Source organism: Rhizobium rhizogenes NBRC 13257 (assembly GCF_000696095.1).
Classification (GTDB): Bacteria; Pseudomonadota; Alphaproteobacteria; order Rhizobiales; family Rhizobiaceae; genus Rhizobium; species Rhizobium rhizogenes.
Genome location: NZ_BAYX01000028.1, coordinates 21,549 through 35,442 on the forward strand (window position 1 = coordinate 21,549; position 13,894 = coordinate 35,442).

16 protein-coding genes are annotated in these 13,894 nt (G+C 60.5%); 10 read left to right on the forward strand and 6 right to left on the reverse strand.

What is annotated here, in order from left to right:
* The 4 genes from RRH01S_RS31980 to RRH01S_RS31995 all read left to right on the forward strand — a co-directional run bounded on the left by RRH01S_RS31980 (position 1) and on the right by RRH01S_RS31995 (position 2,811).
* On the forward strand, positions 1 to 738 hold the full coding sequence (locus RRH01S_RS31980) for an alanyl-tRNA editing protein (RefSeq protein WP_012651289.1): 738 nt from the start codon (positions 1 to 3) through the stop codon (positions 736 to 738).
* Positions 739 to 802: 64 nt separating this feature from the next.
* Positions 803 to 1,660 (forward strand): 3-mercaptopyruvate sulfurtransferase, encoded by an 858-nt coding sequence (sseA, locus tag RRH01S_RS31985; protein ID WP_012651288.1) that lies wholly within the window; start codon positions 803 to 805, stop codon positions 1,658 to 1,660.
* A gap of 57 nt (positions 1,661 to 1,717) precedes the next feature.
* Positions 1,718 to 2,230: a GNAT family N-acetyltransferase gene (locus tag RRH01S_RS31990; RefSeq protein ID WP_042477387.1), complete on the forward strand. Its 513-nt coding sequence runs from the start codon at positions 1,718 to 1,720 to the stop codon at positions 2,228 to 2,230.
* Positions 2,231 to 2,301: 71 nt separating this feature from the next.
* Positions 2,302 to 2,811, forward strand: coding sequence for a DUF1203 domain-containing protein (locus RRH01S_RS31995; protein WP_012651287.1), 510 nt, complete (start codon positions 2,302 to 2,304; stop codon positions 2,809 to 2,811).
* A gap of 16 nt (positions 2,812 to 2,827) precedes the next feature.
* Here RRH01S_RS31995 and ald read toward each other — a convergent pair whose 3' ends face one another.
* A complete protein-coding gene (ald, locus tag RRH01S_RS32000) occupies positions 2,828 to 3,946 on the reverse strand; it encodes an alanine dehydrogenase (protein WP_007690891.1) in 1,119 nt (372 codons plus the stop codon).
* 132 nt (positions 3,947 to 4,078) lie between these two features.
* Here ald and RRH01S_RS32005 point away from each other — a divergent pair, with 132 nt between their 5' ends.
* Complete coding sequence (locus RRH01S_RS32005) at positions 4,079 to 4,540, forward strand: Lrp/AsnC family transcriptional regulator (RefSeq protein ID WP_012651286.1); 462 nt, start codon at positions 4,079 to 4,081, stop codon at positions 4,538 to 4,540.
* 6 nt (positions 4,541 to 4,546) lie between these two features.
* Here RRH01S_RS32005 and RRH01S_RS32010 read toward each other — a convergent pair whose 3' ends face one another.
* Positions 4,547 to 5,356, reverse strand: a complete 810-nt coding sequence (locus RRH01S_RS32010; RefSeq protein WP_174005807.1) for an endonuclease/exonuclease/phosphatase family protein — start codon at positions 5,354 to 5,356, stop codon at positions 4,547 to 4,549.
* Between the two features lie 230 nt (positions 5,357 to 5,586).
* Between RRH01S_RS32010 and RRH01S_RS32015 the strand changes: the two genes are divergently transcribed.
* Together RRH01S_RS32015 and RRH01S_RS32020 are read left to right on the forward strand one after the other, a co-directional pair.
* Positions 5,587 to 5,946, forward strand: coding sequence for a PilZ domain-containing protein (locus tag RRH01S_RS32015; protein WP_007690885.1), 360 nt, complete (start codon positions 5,587 to 5,589; stop codon positions 5,944 to 5,946).
* Between the two features lie 135 nt (positions 5,947 to 6,081).
* Positions 6,082 to 8,070 carry a bifunctional 2',3'-cyclic-nucleotide 2'-phosphodiesterase/3'-nucleotidase gene (locus RRH01S_RS32020; RefSeq protein ID WP_012651284.1) on the forward strand — a complete coding sequence of 663 codons (1,989 nt, stop codon included), beginning with the start codon at positions 6,082 to 6,084 and terminating at the stop codon, positions 8,068 to 8,070.
* 51 nt (positions 8,071 to 8,121) lie between these two features.
* Here the strand turns inward: RRH01S_RS32020 and RRH01S_RS32025 are convergent, their stop codons facing one another.
* The gene (locus RRH01S_RS32025; RefSeq protein WP_007690881.1) at positions 8,122 to 9,090 is read right to left on the reverse strand and encodes a LysR family transcriptional regulator; all 969 of its coding nucleotides are present in this window, start codon (positions 9,088 to 9,090) and stop codon (positions 8,122 to 8,124) included.
* A gap of 135 nt (positions 9,091 to 9,225) precedes the next feature.
* Between RRH01S_RS32025 and RRH01S_RS32030 the strand changes: the two genes are divergently transcribed.
* Entirely contained in the window at positions 9,226 to 9,840 is a 615-nt protein-coding gene (locus tag RRH01S_RS32030) for an FMN-dependent NADH-azoreductase (protein ID WP_007690880.1), read from the forward strand.
* 51 nt (positions 9,841 to 9,891) lie between these two features.
* On the opposite strand, the gene RRH01S_RS32035 is transcribed toward RRH01S_RS32030, so the two are convergent.
* Positions 9,892 to 10,479, reverse strand: coding sequence for a TetR/AcrR family transcriptional regulator (locus RRH01S_RS32035; RefSeq protein ID WP_007690878.1), 588 nt, complete (start codon positions 10,477 to 10,479; stop codon positions 9,892 to 9,894).
* A gap of 106 nt (positions 10,480 to 10,585) precedes the next feature.
* Here RRH01S_RS32035 and RRH01S_RS32040 point away from each other — a divergent pair, with 106 nt between their 5' ends.
* Together RRH01S_RS32040 and RRH01S_RS32045 are read left to right on the forward strand one after the other, a co-directional pair.
* Positions 10,586 to 11,362, forward strand: coding sequence for an SDR family NAD(P)-dependent oxidoreductase (locus tag RRH01S_RS32040; protein WP_007690876.1), 777 nt, complete (start codon positions 10,586 to 10,588; stop codon positions 11,360 to 11,362).
* A 218-nt stretch (positions 11,363 to 11,580) separates the two neighbouring features.
* On the forward strand, positions 11,581 to 12,057 hold the full coding sequence (locus RRH01S_RS32045) for an OsmC family protein (protein ID WP_007690874.1): 477 nt from the start codon (positions 11,581 to 11,583) through the stop codon (positions 12,055 to 12,057).
* Positions 12,058 to 12,138: 81 nt separating this feature from the next.
* On the opposite strand, the gene RRH01S_RS32050 is transcribed toward RRH01S_RS32045, so the two are convergent.
* Both RRH01S_RS32050 and ilvA read right to left on the reverse strand, forming a co-directional pair.
* The gene (locus tag RRH01S_RS32050; protein ID WP_007690872.1) at positions 12,139 to 12,480 is read right to left on the reverse strand and encodes an HlyU family transcriptional regulator; all 342 of its coding nucleotides are present in this window, start codon (positions 12,478 to 12,480) and stop codon (positions 12,139 to 12,141) included.
* A 37-nt stretch (positions 12,481 to 12,517) separates the two neighbouring features.
* Complete coding sequence (ilvA, locus tag RRH01S_RS32055; protein WP_007690869.1) at positions 12,518 to 13,768, reverse strand: threonine ammonia-lyase; 1,251 nt, start codon at positions 13,766 to 13,768, stop codon at positions 12,518 to 12,520.
* Positions 13,769 to 13,894 lie beyond the last annotated feature (126 nt).

Here is a 13,894-nt window from a genome sequence, read left to right on the forward strand (position 1 = left end):
ATGCCCGTGAATGCCCTTTATCGTGACGACTTTTATCTTTCGACCGCCGAAGCCGTCGTCACTGCGATTCACGAGGATGGGGGCATTGAGCTCGACCAGACCTGCTTCTACGCCACCTCGGGCGGACAGCCGGGCGACACAGGTTTCCTCGAGCGCGCCGACGGTTCGAAGATCATGCTGGGACAGACGAGGCATGGGCCGATTAAGGACATAATCATCCATGTGCCGCTCGAGAGCGAGGCGCAGCCTATCCTCGGCGAGAAGCTGGTGCTGCATGTCGACTGGCCGCGTCGCTACAAATTGATGCGTATGCACACGGCCTGTCACCTGCTCTCGGTCGTCTGCCAGTTTCCAATTACTGGTGCAGCCGTCGGCGAGGATGAAAGCCGTGTCGATTTTGACATGAGCGAGACGATCGACAAGGACGAGGTGACGGCGAAGATGATGGCGCTCGTCAACGAAAACCATCCCGTCTTCGTCCAATGGATCACGGATGAGGAGCTGGCGGCCAATCCGGGCATCGTCAAATCCAAGAATGTGCGCCCGCCCGTCGGCCTCGGCCGCGTCAGCCTTGTCTGCATCGGCGAGAATTCCGCCGTTGACAGCCAGCCCTGCGGCGGCACACATGTGTCGGAGACACAGGAAGTCGGGGCAATCCATATCGCCAAGATCGAGAAGAAGGGCAAGGAGAACCGTCGCTTCCGCATTCGTTTCGGCACGCCCACGGACGACGCGTAAAGCCGGCCAAGTCCCACATCCTGACACACCCCCCAGAATCAAAAATAGGCAGGGAGAGATCATCATGACAGCGGAGAAAAGCCGTTTCGTCGTATCCGCGGATTGGCTGCAGAACGAATTGGGCGCCAAGGATCTGCGCATCCTCGACGCGTCCTTCTATCTGCCGGCGCAGAAGCGTGACGCCGATGCCGAATATGCCAGCGGCCATATTCCCGGCGCCATCCGCTTCAATCAGGACAAGATAGCCGATCACTCCACTGGTCTGCCGCATACAGTTCCCTCGCCGGAGTTCTTCGCGGCCGAGGTCGGCAAGCTCGGCATCAGCGAAAACGATCGCATCGTCGTCTATGACGGCCCCGGCCTCTTTGCCTCACCCCGCGTCTGGTGGCTGTTCCGCGCCGTGATGGGCGCAAAGAACGTCTTCGTGCTGGACGGCGGCCTGGATGGCTGGAAGGCCGAAGGACGGCCGCTGGAAACCGCCCTGCCCGCATTCGCGCCCGTCACCTTCCAGCCGAACTTCAATGCCGCCCGCGTCGTCTCCTTCGACGAGATGCGCGGCATTGTCGACAGCGGCTCCCTGCAGATCGCCGATGCCCGCAGCGCCGGCCGTTTCGCCGCTGCCGAGCCGGAACCGCGCGAAGGTATGCGTTCCGGCCATATGCCGGGCGCCAAGAACCTGCCATCCGGCGTCTTTGCCGTGAACGGCAAGTTCAAGTCGTTGCCCGAACTGCGTGAGACGATCGAGAAGGCTGGCATCGATCTGGAAAAACCCGTCGTTACCACCTGCGGCTCCGGGATCACCGCCGCCATCATTACGCTGGCGCTGGAATCGCTCGGCCACGACGCCAACCGGCTCTATGACGGCTCCTGGTCGGAATGGGGCAGCCGTCCGGATACGCCCATCGTCACCGGAAAGGATTGAGCGTTGCGGCCCGTGAAGACGCCCTCGTCGCTCAAGGTTCATATCACCCGTCTGGAAATGACCGCGCCACCCAAGGCGAGCTTGGCGGTGCCCGTCAACATCCAGACAGCGATCATGCGTTCGCCTGGCATTCCGCTGCCCTTCTACCGCTATCTCTATCGCCAGGTAGGCGCGCGCTGGCACTGGGTCGACCGGCTTCGCATGTCCGACGAAGAGCTGACGGCTGTCCTGCACAATGAACGCAACGATATCAGCGTCCTCTACGTCAACGGCGCCCCGGCAGGATTCTTCGAATATTTCCGCCAGGATGACGAGACGATCGAGCTCAGCCATTTCGGCCTGATCGAGCACGCGCTCGGCCTCGGCATCGGCAAATGGTTCCTGCTGCAGTCGCTCTACGCCATATGGACGCTGAACCCGCAGCGCGTCACCACGACCACCAACAATCTCGATCATCCGCGCGCACTGCAGCTCTACCAGATGTTCGGCTTCTCGCCGGTCTCGACAGGCGAAGGAATCGTGCGGCCACTGAGCGACAAGGAATTGCTGGAGCTGGCGAAAAAGGCCTGACGGCAGGAATCGGGTGGCTTCCGCCTTCCTTGCAGCGCATCACATGACGAACCTCAACAAGGAGATTTGTCATGTCCACCATCGCTTTTGCCGCCATGCCCACGTCCGATGCAGAAAACCTCTGGAACGGCGGCGCTGATGCTTACGGTCACCGACCGGAGACAATGATCTCCGGCGGCCCCGGCCATCCCTGCCGTCATTGCCTGCGCAATATCGATGCTGGCCAAGAATTTCTTGTCTTCGCCTATCGGCCGTTTCCTGAATTGCAGCCCTATGCCGAAACCGGGCCGGTCTTCCTGCATAAGGTGCCTTGCGAGCGCTATGCAGCCGAGGAAGTGCTGCCGCCGATGCTGACAACCAGCCCCGATTTCATCGTACGCGGCTATGGCGAGAATAACCGCATTGTCTACGGCACCGGCGCCGTGACGCCGATCGGAGATATCCCCAGCTATGCAGCAGAACTGCTGAACCGCGATGGCATCGCCTATGTGCATGTCCGCTCGGCACGCAACAATTGCTATCAATGCCGGATCGATAAAAAAGAAGCTCCGGCATATGAGAATGCCGGCGCCTCCATCTGACGTCGCGCGATGGGCTTTACGCTACGTTCAAGACGCTTTCCGGCGCGAAGGCTTCGTAGCCCAGCGCCTCCGCCACCGGCTTGTTGGTGACGCGGCCCTTGTGGACGTTGAGGCCATTGCGCAGATGCTTGTCCTCGGCGATCGCCCGCAGGCCGCGATCGGCCAGCGCCAGGCCGTGATAGATGGTGGCGTTGTTCAGCGCATGCGCCGAGGTGACGGGAACGGCGCCCGGCATGTTGGCGACGCAGTAATGTACGACGCCGTCGACCTCGTAAGTCGGCTCGGAATGGGTGGTGGCATGCGAGGTTTCGAAGCAGCCGCCCTGGTCGATGGCGACGTCGACGATGACCGAGCCCTTCTTCATACCCGATAGCATTTCCCGCGTGACCAACTTCGGCGCGGCGGCGCCGGGGATCAGCACGGCGCCGATGACGAGATCGGCGGAAAAGACCTCTTCTTCCAGCGCCTGGATGCTGGAATAGCGTGTATGGACACGGCCGTTGAAAATGTCGTCCAACTGGCGCAGGCGCGGCAGCGAGCGATCGAGGATGCTGACATCGGCGCCGAGGCCGGCCGCCATCTTGGCGGCATGCAGGCCGACGACACCGCCGCCGATGATCGCCACCTTGGCCGGCAGCACGCCAGGCACGCCGCCCAGGAGGATGCCGAGGCCACCATTCGCCTTTTGCAAAGCTGTAGCACCCGCCTGGATCGACAGGCGGCCGGCGACCTCCGACATCGGCGCCAGCAGCGGCAAGCCACCGCGCTCGTCGGTGACGGTTTCATAGGCGATGGCGGTGACGCCGGAGGCAATGAGGCCCTTGGTCTGCTCCGGATCGGGTGCCAGATGCAGGTAGGTGTAGAGAAGCTGGCCGTCGCGCAATTGCGCCCATTCGGAAGGCTGCGGCTCCTTGACTTTCACGATCATGTCGCACTTTTCGAAGATGTCCTTAGCGCTGGCGGCGATCTTCGCACCGGCGGCAATATAGGCGTGGTCATCGGCGCCGATGCCGGCACCGGCCTTGGTCTCCACCCAGACCTCGTGGCCGTGGGCCACATATTCGCGGACCGACGCGGGCGTCAGGCCGACGCGGTATTCGTGGTTCTTGATCTCTTTCGGGCAACCGACACGCATATCATTCCTCCCTGAATGCTTGCTCCGAATGAGACCACCTCCGCTTTGAAATGTCCTTGCAAAGAGAATTTGCCCGGCAGTCATTTTTCGTGGATTATTGCGCAGAAGGAAAATTCTTCGAAGGATCTTCGAATGTCAGACCTAGACGCCATGGATCGTTCGATCCTGCGGGTGCTGCAGCAGAACGCCAGGATCACCAATGCCGAGCTTGCCGAAAAGGTCGGCCTGTCGCCGTCCGCCTGTTCGCGCCGGCTCGATATTCTGGAGAAGGACGGCGTCATCGGTGGCTATCATGCGCGGCTGTCGCACAAAGCGCTGGACTACAAGATGATCGCCATGGTGCATATCTCGCTGTCCGGCCAGTTCGCCAAGACACTTTCGGAATTCGAGGCGGCGGTGAAACTTTGCCCGAACGTGCTCGGCTGCTACCTGATGTCCGGCGAATACGACTATATCCTGCGCATTGCGGCACGCGATCTCGAGGACTACGAGCGCATCCACCGCGACTGGCTCTCCGCCCTGCCGCATGTGGTGAAGATCAATTCCAGCTTTGCCCTGCGCGAGGTCATCGACCGGCCGAATGTCGGTCTTTGAGCTGGACTACCGCAGATCCAGAAGCAAGGCGCGATGATCGGAGACTTCCGGCTCGGCGACGGCGTCGAATGCGACCACCTCGACCATGGGCGTCACCAGCATGTAGTCGGCGAAGCGCGGCTCCTTGCGGTAATGGGAGGTGCGCGTGTCGCGATGTCCCCGCGAGGTGATGAGATCGGAAAGTCCCAGAGCTGCCAGAGCCTCGAAGGTCACGCTTCCCGGCAGAACGTTGAAATCGCCGCAAACGACCAGCCGCTCCTCTCCAGGCCACACCTGACGGATCAGATCGACCAGCGCCCTCGCCTGGTGCTGACGCGCCGGCGTATCCCCCTTGCCCTCGGGATCGCGCAGGCCGTGCATCTGGGCGATGGTAATCGGATAGCCGGCTTCATAGTCGAACAGACGAATGCAATGGGCGTTGCGCGACCGGGGATGTGGACCCCAGCCATCTGAAGAGAACGCCCCATGCACGAAGCCCAGGGCCTGGCCGATGACCGGATAGGATTTGCGGACGAAGGTCGCCAGGCCGAATTCGGAGAAGAGCCGACGATCGCCATCGAAAAGCTCGCCCCGCGCCACAGGGCAGAAGAAGGCGTCATGCGACGGGAGAGCCGCCTTGATCTCCTCGAAAAGATTGGCCCGCTGTGGGAGTTCGACGCCATGATCGCGATAGACCAGCCAGTCAGCTTCAGCGTCCGGCGTCCGCACGACTTCCTGCAGGCAGAGAACATCCGCATCGATATCGACCAGATACCGCATCAGCGGTTCATGTAGCCGGCCACCCCATACATTCAAAGAAACGATGCGCAATGCCATTTCCTCTTCTCGCCAAATGCTCATTCAAGGGCGACGAGTTTTGCAATTCGCCCGATCTGCAACTGAATAGCCCGCTTCTATCGCAATGCCACAAGCCTTGCGCCGAAGCGTTGAGACAAACCGCTCCGAATCGATACGGATGACTGCAATTTTACCGATCTCGCTAAACACCTTTCAATGGATACCCGCTATCCGTGAAAGGAGTGAGACGCACGCGTCGAGGTGAGATCATGCAGTCATCTTCAAAACCGCCGGCCCAATATAATCTGAAGATCAAGGCGAGGCGCTCACCGCGCCGCCGTGTCCGGTTGATGGGTCAGGTATGGTATCTCGCAAAGGCGGTGACCGGCCGCGTGGTCGACCTCTCCGCCAGCGGCATCGCGCTCGACTTGCAAGCCCCTATCCATGCAGCCGCCGGCAGCAAGGTTCGCGTCGAGTGCACCGACATCGGCATGCTTGATGGTATCGTGCGCTGGGTTCATAGCGGCCGAATCGGTATCGAATTCGATCCATCCTCCAATGCCTCGGCTCTGGTCGCATCCTATTTCCGCTTTTTCCACAAGGACATACAGCCGGTTCTTCGGCGCTGACGGCCTGTTTGTCCGCTCGGTGCGGGAACCACAATAAGCCTGTCATATTACAGGTGCACACCTTCAAAAATCGTCCTAATCTCCCTCACCCCCAGAGGTGATCGAGAACCATAATAATCGTTGAAGGAGTGTTTCATGTCTTCCATTCTGGAATTGCCCAGCATGTCGCGCCGTTCCCTGCTGCAGGGCCTGAGCGCCACCGCCGCGCTGATCGTGCTGCATCCCTTCGCTGCCCGCGCGGCTGGCAACCAGGCGCATCTGCGCCTCATGGAAACGACGGACATCCACGTCAACGTCTTCCCCTACGACTACTATGCCGACAAGCCGAACGACACGATGGGCCTGTCGCGCACCGCGACGATCATCGACACCATTCGCGCCGAAGCGACCAACTCGCTGCTGATCGACAATGGCGACGTGCTGCAGGGCAATCCGATGGGCGATTACATGGCCTATCAGCATGGCATGAAGGAGGGCGACGTCCATCCAGTGATCAAGGCGATGAACACGCTCGGCTATGAGGTCGGCACGCTCGGGAACCATGAGTTCAACTACGGCCTCGACTTCATGTTCAAGGTCTTGGGCGGCGCGAACTTCCCCTTCGTCTGCGCCAACCTGACCAAGGGCCAGCTCGCTTCCGACCCGAAGAAGGACGACCTGTTCTTCAAGCCCTATCTGATCCTCGAAAAGAAGATCAAGGACGGCGCCGGCAATGAGAGCCCGATCAAGATCGGCTTCATCGGCTTCGTGCCGCCGCAGATCATGCTCTGGGACATCAAGAACCTCGAAGGCAAGGCGCAGACGCGTGATATCGTCGAGGCCGCCAAGGCCTGGGTGCCGGTCATGAAGGAAGAAGGCGCCGATATCATCATCGCCCTTTCGCACTCCGGCATCGACGGTAGCGCCCCCTCCGACAAGATGGAAAATGCCTCGCTCTACGTCGCCGCCGTTCCCGGCATCGATGCCGTCTTCACCGGCCACCAGCATCTTGTTTTCCCCGGCCCGAAGACCTGGGACGGCATTAAGGACGCCGATCCGGTCAAGGGCACGCTGCATGGCAAGCCGACGGTCATGGCCGGCTTCTGGGGCTCGCATCTCGGCCTGATTGACCTGCTCTTGGAAAAGGACGGCAATAGCTGGAAGATCGTCGACTTCACCTCGGAAGCACGGCCGATCTATCACCGCGACGACAAGAAGAAGGTCATCGCCGATGTCGCCGACAAGAAGGAAGTGGTCGAAGTCGCCAAGGCTGAGCACGAAGCGACGCTCGCCTATGTCCGCACGCCCGTGGGCAAGACCTCGGCACCGCTCTACTCCTATTTCGCGCTCGTCGCCGACGATCCCTCAGTGCAGATCGTCAGCCAGGCGCAGATCTGGTACATCAAGGACATGCTGAAGGAGACGCAGTACAAAGATCTGTCGGTGCTTTCGGCAGCCGCGCCCTTCAAATGCGGTGGACGTAACGGCGTCGACTACTATACCGACGTCCCCGCCGGCAATATCGCCATCAAGAACGTCGCCGATCTCTATCTCTATCCGAACACTGTGCAGGCCGTCGTCATCAACGGCGCGCAGGTGAAGAACTGGCTGGAAATGTCGGCGGCGATGTTCAATCAGGTGCAGCCGGGCGCCAAGGATGTCGCTCTGCTCAACGACAGCTTCCCGTCCTACAATTTCGACGTTATCGACGGCGTCACCTATCAGATCGACGTGTCGCAGCCGCGCCGCTTCAGCGATGACGGCAAGCTCCTGAATGCCGATGCAAACCGCATCCAGAACCTGCAATTCGATGGCAAGTCGATCGATCCCACCCAGAAATTCGTCGTGGTGAGCAACAACTACCGCGCCGGCGGCGGCGGCAACTTCCCGGAAATCGCAGCAGACAAGGTCATCTACAAGGCCCCGGACACCAATCGCGACGTCATCGTCCGCTATGTTCACGAACAGGGCACGATCAACCCGACAGCCGACGGCAACTGGACCTTCAAGCCGCTTCCGGGCACCACCGTCCTGTTCCCAAGCTCGCCCAAGGCCAAGGACTTCCTTGCCGAGGTAAAGAGCGTGAAGATCGAGGACGCCGGCGAAGGTACTGATGGCTTCAATAACTTCCGGCTCGTTCTGTAGTCGGCTACACAACTCCAGACATGAAATGGGCGCCCTTCGGGGCGCCCATCTTCATTCCGCCGCCAGCGGGTTCTCGGCGGGATGGTACACTTCCATGGCCGCCTTGAAATCAACCCGGTCCGGGCATTGCGACAGACGATCACGGAAGGCCTCGATCATCCAGGCCGCCGCCGGCCCCGGGGGATTGGAGAGCTTGCGCACGGCATAGATCGGATATTCGCCCTGCTCATAGGCATCGAGATCAAGATGCACGAGCCGGCCCTTTTGCAGGTCTTCATAGATCAGCGAAGCCGGCAGCCCACCCCAGCCGAGGCCGCCGCGGATCAGCTGATGCTTGGTTGCGATATCGCTGAGGTGCCAAATCTTGTAGGACAGGACATTGAAATCCCGGCCCTTGGTGAGGTTTGAAGCGTCGGTGACGACCAGTTGCACCTCTTCGCGCACGTCGGCGAGGGTCAGCGGCCGCTTGATCTGGGCAAGCGGATGGAGTGGTGAGGCGACCGGCATCATGAACGAATGTCCGAGGCGCTCGATCACCATGGAATCGTCCTGCTTTATGACTGCGCCGCCTATTCCGATCGTCGATTTGCCGCTGGCCACCAGCTCCATCATCGTGCCGAGCTCGCCGGCATCAAGCCGCAGCGAGACGGACGGGAAGCGGTCACGGAACTCTCTCAGGACGTCGACCGTGGCATTGGTCGGCACCATGACGCTGATGGCGACGGCGACCTCCGCCTCGAGCCCGGTCTTCAAGCCCTTGACCCTGGCGCGCATCACCTGGAGATCGGAGAGAATGCGGCGCGCATCCTCCAGCATTACCCTGCCCGCATCCGTGAGCTTCGGCTGGCGCGAACCCGAACGCTCGAACAGCGGCATTTCAAGCTGTGCCTCGAGATTGGCGATCGTATAGCTGATCACCGACTGCGCGCGGTTGAGCACGCGCGAAGCCGCAGAGAAACTGCCGGATTCGGCAACGGTCAGAAAAACCTGCAATTGGTCAAGCGTGGGGTTGGGAAGCATGGGCTATCCATTTTATCGATCATTCCAATCCATATTATCACAGTTTTTCTCGATAGCACTGAAGACTTATCTATGGATGCGAAACGTGGCCGAACTCCCATCCGGCTATCGCAACCCATTGATAAGGAACATAGCATGTCCTCCATTCTACTTCTGACATCCAGCCCGCGTGCCGATTCCCTCTCCACCAAGATCGCGACCGAACTCGCCGACAAGATCAAGGCACAGAACCCGGGCAAGACGATCGTTCACCGCGATCTGTCGTCCGCTCCCCTGCCGCATATCGATGAGCTTTTCACCGGCGCCATCCGCACGCCGGCCGACGCCCGCACGGCTGAACAGGCCGAAGCCGTCAAGGTTTCCGATGCGCTGGTCGACGAGCTGCTGGCCGCCGACACGCTGGTCATCGGCACCGGTCTCATCAACTTCAACATCTATTCGTCGCTGAAGACCTGGATCGACAATATCGCCCGCGCCGGCCGCACCTTCACCTACACCGAGACCGGCCCGAAGGGCCTGGCCACCGGCAAGAAGGCCTATATCGTGCTCGCATCCGGCGGCGTCTATTCCGAAGGCCCGGCCGCTCCGCTGAACCACGCCGTTCCCTACCTGAAGTCGGTTCTCGGCTTCATCGGCATCACTGATGTGGAAACGGTCTATATCGAAGGCATCGCCTTCGGTCCGGAAGCCGCTGAAAAGGCAATCGGCGCCGCCCAGGCCCGCGCCGCCGAACTGGCGCTTGCCGCCTAATTTGCAAGTACGACTAAAAGTCATGGCGGCCGGTTTTCACCGGCCGTCTTTTTATGTCCCGTTGCCGTTCGCCAGCTCTTTCATGAAGCTCCGAGCTGCTTCCAGAAGCTCGTCGGAAAGCGCCTCGTCATTCGCAGCGCGCGCAAGGCCAACCGCACCGGCCATCAGGCAGGTGGCGATAAGGGCATTGCGCCGCGCCTCGGCGGCATCCGCTTGCGGCATCCGCGCCGTCATCGTCTCGATATTCTTCCGCATTCCTTCCGTGGCGATCGTCCGGACTGTTTCGCCGCTGCGTGCAATATCGGCGGTTAGAGCCGCATAGGCGCAGCCGTCGCCGCAATGATCGCGATGAAAAGCGCCGAGATAGTTCTCGGCATAATCCGTCAACGAGACATCGGCCGGATCGATCCCCCTCTCCTGCATCTGCCGTCGTTGCCCCTCCACTGCCGCCTGGACGGCCTCGGCCACCAGCTCGTCCCTTGAGGCGAAATGCTTGTAGAAGCCACCGACCGTCAGCCCCGCTTCCTTCATAAGATCGGCAACGCCGATGCCCTCCAGCCCCTCCTCGCGTAGGCGCTTGGCCGCTAGCGTGACGATCCGCTCGTGCGTCTTCTGTTTTTCCAGCTGCGAATGGCCCATCGAAGAATCCTCTTAAGCCGCCTTGACGAATGTGGATTATCATCATAATCCTTATGGAGAACAATCATAATCCAGATCGCGATTGAAGCCAATAGGAGTTACCAACATGCGCCTCAAGAACAAGGTTGCCATCATCACCGGCGGCAACAGCGGCATCGGCCTTGCCACCGCCCGGGTCTTCCTCGCCGAGGGCGCCAAGGTCGCCATCACCGGCCGCAACCCACAGACCCTTGCCGCCGCCGTCGAAGAGCTCGGCGGTGATGTCCTGGCGTTGCAGGTTGATGTCACCGACGTTGCAGCGACTGAGAAAGCCTTTGCGGAAGTGGCTGAAAAGCTTGGCAATATCGATATTCTCTTTGCCAATGCCGGGATTGCCGGCGAAACCGCAGTTGGAAAGACCATGCTCGAACAGTTCGAGACGGTGGTACGCACGAATTTCACCGCCGTCTTCTTCACCGTGCAGGCGGCGCTGCCGCATCTCAATGACGGTGCGTCGGTGATCCTGAACGGTTCCGTGCACGCTGTTCTCGGCATCCCGGGCTACTCTGCCTATGCCGGCACCAAGGGCGCCGTCCGCGCCATGACCCGCAACCTGGCCTCCGAACTCGCGCCGCGCGGCATCCGCGTCAACCAGGTGACGCCAGGCGCCACCAAGACGCCGATCTGGAATACCCGGGCGATGACCGAAGACGCCAAAGATGCTCTGGAAGCACGCTTCGGCAGCCTTAGCCCGCTCGGCCGCATGAGCGAAGCGGAAGAGATCGCCAAGGCGGCCCTCTATTTCGCATCTGACGACTCGAGCAACGTCACCGCCATCGAAATCACCGTCGACGGCGGCGCCACCAGTGCTCCGTCGGGCGCCAAGCTGTTCCGGGGGGCCTGAACGCCGCTTCCCACATGATGACAAAGGTCGCTTGATGCACGATGCTGATGGCGGCCTTTTCCATATCGGGGATATCACCGGCCGGGGCTGCCGGACCTTGACGGTCGAACAAGACCGGACTGTCATTTATCACGAAAGTGGTTTTAGCCTTCGGATGATCCCTTGCGATATATGCATCCCCCGGGCAGAGACATTCCAAATGCAATCGGAGGATTCCAGTGAGCGACAAGAAGCACAGCTATCACGTCAACGTCGTCTGGACCGGCAATGACGGTACGGGAACGTCGAGCTATCGCAGCTACAGACGGGATCATGAGATACGTGCCGAGGGTAAACCGACGATCCCCGGCTCTTCCGATCCGAGCTTTCGCGGCGACCCCACTCGCTGGAACCCCGAGGACCTGCTGGTCGCATCGCTGTCGGCCTGCCACAAGCTTTGGTATCTCGGCCTTTGCGCCCAAGCCGGCGTTATCGTCCTGTCCTATGAGGACGCAGCGGAGGGAACCATGCTGGAAGAGAGTGGCGGCGCCGGGCAATTCACCTCGGTCGTGCTGCGCCCCAGGATTGTCATCGATGCCACATCGGACGCAAGGACGGCGCTTGAGCTGCATCACAAGGCGCATGAGATGTGCTTCATCGCGCGCTCGGTGAATTTTCCTGTTACCAACGAGCCACAGATCTCGACGTCGGCATAGCGATAGCAAGCCATTGAAAGAACATTCAGTTCCTTCAATGGTGATCGCCGTTCACGGCTCATCACCAACCAGCTTTGGAAATCAGACCTGGCGAACCTTTTCGCCATCGCCGAACAGCGACGGACCGTTCTGGTCGATGATCTGCCGCGCCTTGCGGAAAGTCGATTCGAGCGCATCGTCGGCCGAGGTGAAGACATCGGCGCGGATGAAGTTGCGCACCAGCGTTTCGCCGTTCACATCCTTCTCGATCCGGCCCATCAGGCGGAACTGATTGCCCTCGCGCTGCGGCGTTGCATGGATCGTGCAATCCCCATGGGCCTGCGGCTCGGCGCTGAGGGTGGAACCACCGGTCTTCTCGGCGCTCGTCGTCGAAGCGCCGCCGCCGGTGAAGATCGAGAGAATATTGGACAAGATCGAAGCCATGAATCGCCTTTAGCATGAAGGACGTGAGGTCGCAAAGTTAAATGATCAGGTTCGCAAGGATCTCATTCTCGGTGATATCCTCATAGCCCATGCCGGCGCGCTCGAACTTTTCGACCAGCTGCTTGAAATTATCGGAATCCTTGGTCTCGATGCCGATCAGGATGGAGCCGAAATTGCGCGCGCTCTTCTTCAGATATTCGAAGCGGGCGATGTCGTCGTCCGGCCCAAGCAGATTGAGGAAGTCGCGCAGCGCACCTGGACGCTGGGCAAGGCGCAGGATGAAGTATTTCTTCAGCCCCGCGTAGCGCATGGCGCGCTCCTTGACATCAGGCAGGCGCTCGAAATCGAAATTGCCGCCGGAGACGACTGTGACGATCGTCTTGCCGCGGATGGCATCGGGATCCATGGTCTCCAGTGCGGTGATCGCCAGCGCGCCGGCGGGCTCCAGCACGACGCCTTCGACATTCAGCATATCCGCGATCGTCACGCAGATGGCGTTTTCCTCGATCAGCCTGACCTGCTCGGCGGCAAAGCCCTTTAGCGCAGCGAAATTAAGGTCACCGATACGGCCGACCGCAGCACCGTCGACGAAATTGTCGACCTTCGTCAGCGTCACCACCTGCCCCGCCTCGATGCTGCGCCTGAGGCTCGGCGCTCCCGCCGGCTCTGCGAAGACGAATGTCTCCTTGGCAAGGCGATCGGCAAAATAGCCGGTGATGCCGGCCGCCAATCCGCCGCCGCCGACCGGCAGGATGATGTGGTCCGGCAAAACGCCGTCCGGCAATTGCGCGGCGATTTCGTCGGCGACTGTCGCCTGCCCCTCGATGATATCGGCGTGATCGAAAGGCGGCACCATGACGCCGTCGATATGCTGCACATGTTCACGCGCCGCCTGATAGCACTGGTCGAAGAAGTCGCCGAAGAGCTTGATGGTGATGAATTCACCACCGAACATGCGGGTCTTGTCGATCTTCTGCTGCGGCGTCGTTACCGGCATGAAGACCACGCCCGGCACGCCGAAATGGCGGCAGACGAAGGCAAAGCCCTGAGCGTGATTGCCGGCAGACGCGCAGACGAATGTCTTGCCTGTGCCGCCCGCGGCGATCACCTTGCGGAAGAAATTGAAGGCGCCGCGGATCTTGTAGGAGCGCACCGGCGTCAAATCCTCGCGCTTCAGCCAGATATCGGCGCCATAACGAGCCGAAAGATGCTCGTTCAGCTGCAGCGGCGTTGCGGAAAAGAGGCCACGCATGGCCTCGGTGGCGTCGAGAACATCCTGCTTGTCCACGGGCTTCGTCCATCCTTGTTCAATTCGCCTTCGCTATGACACAGGAAAGATGAGTAACGAAAGCCTGTTTATGGCAGTTTCCGACCTGTCCGAGTGAGATTGCCACGCTTGCCGGAGCAAGGCTGC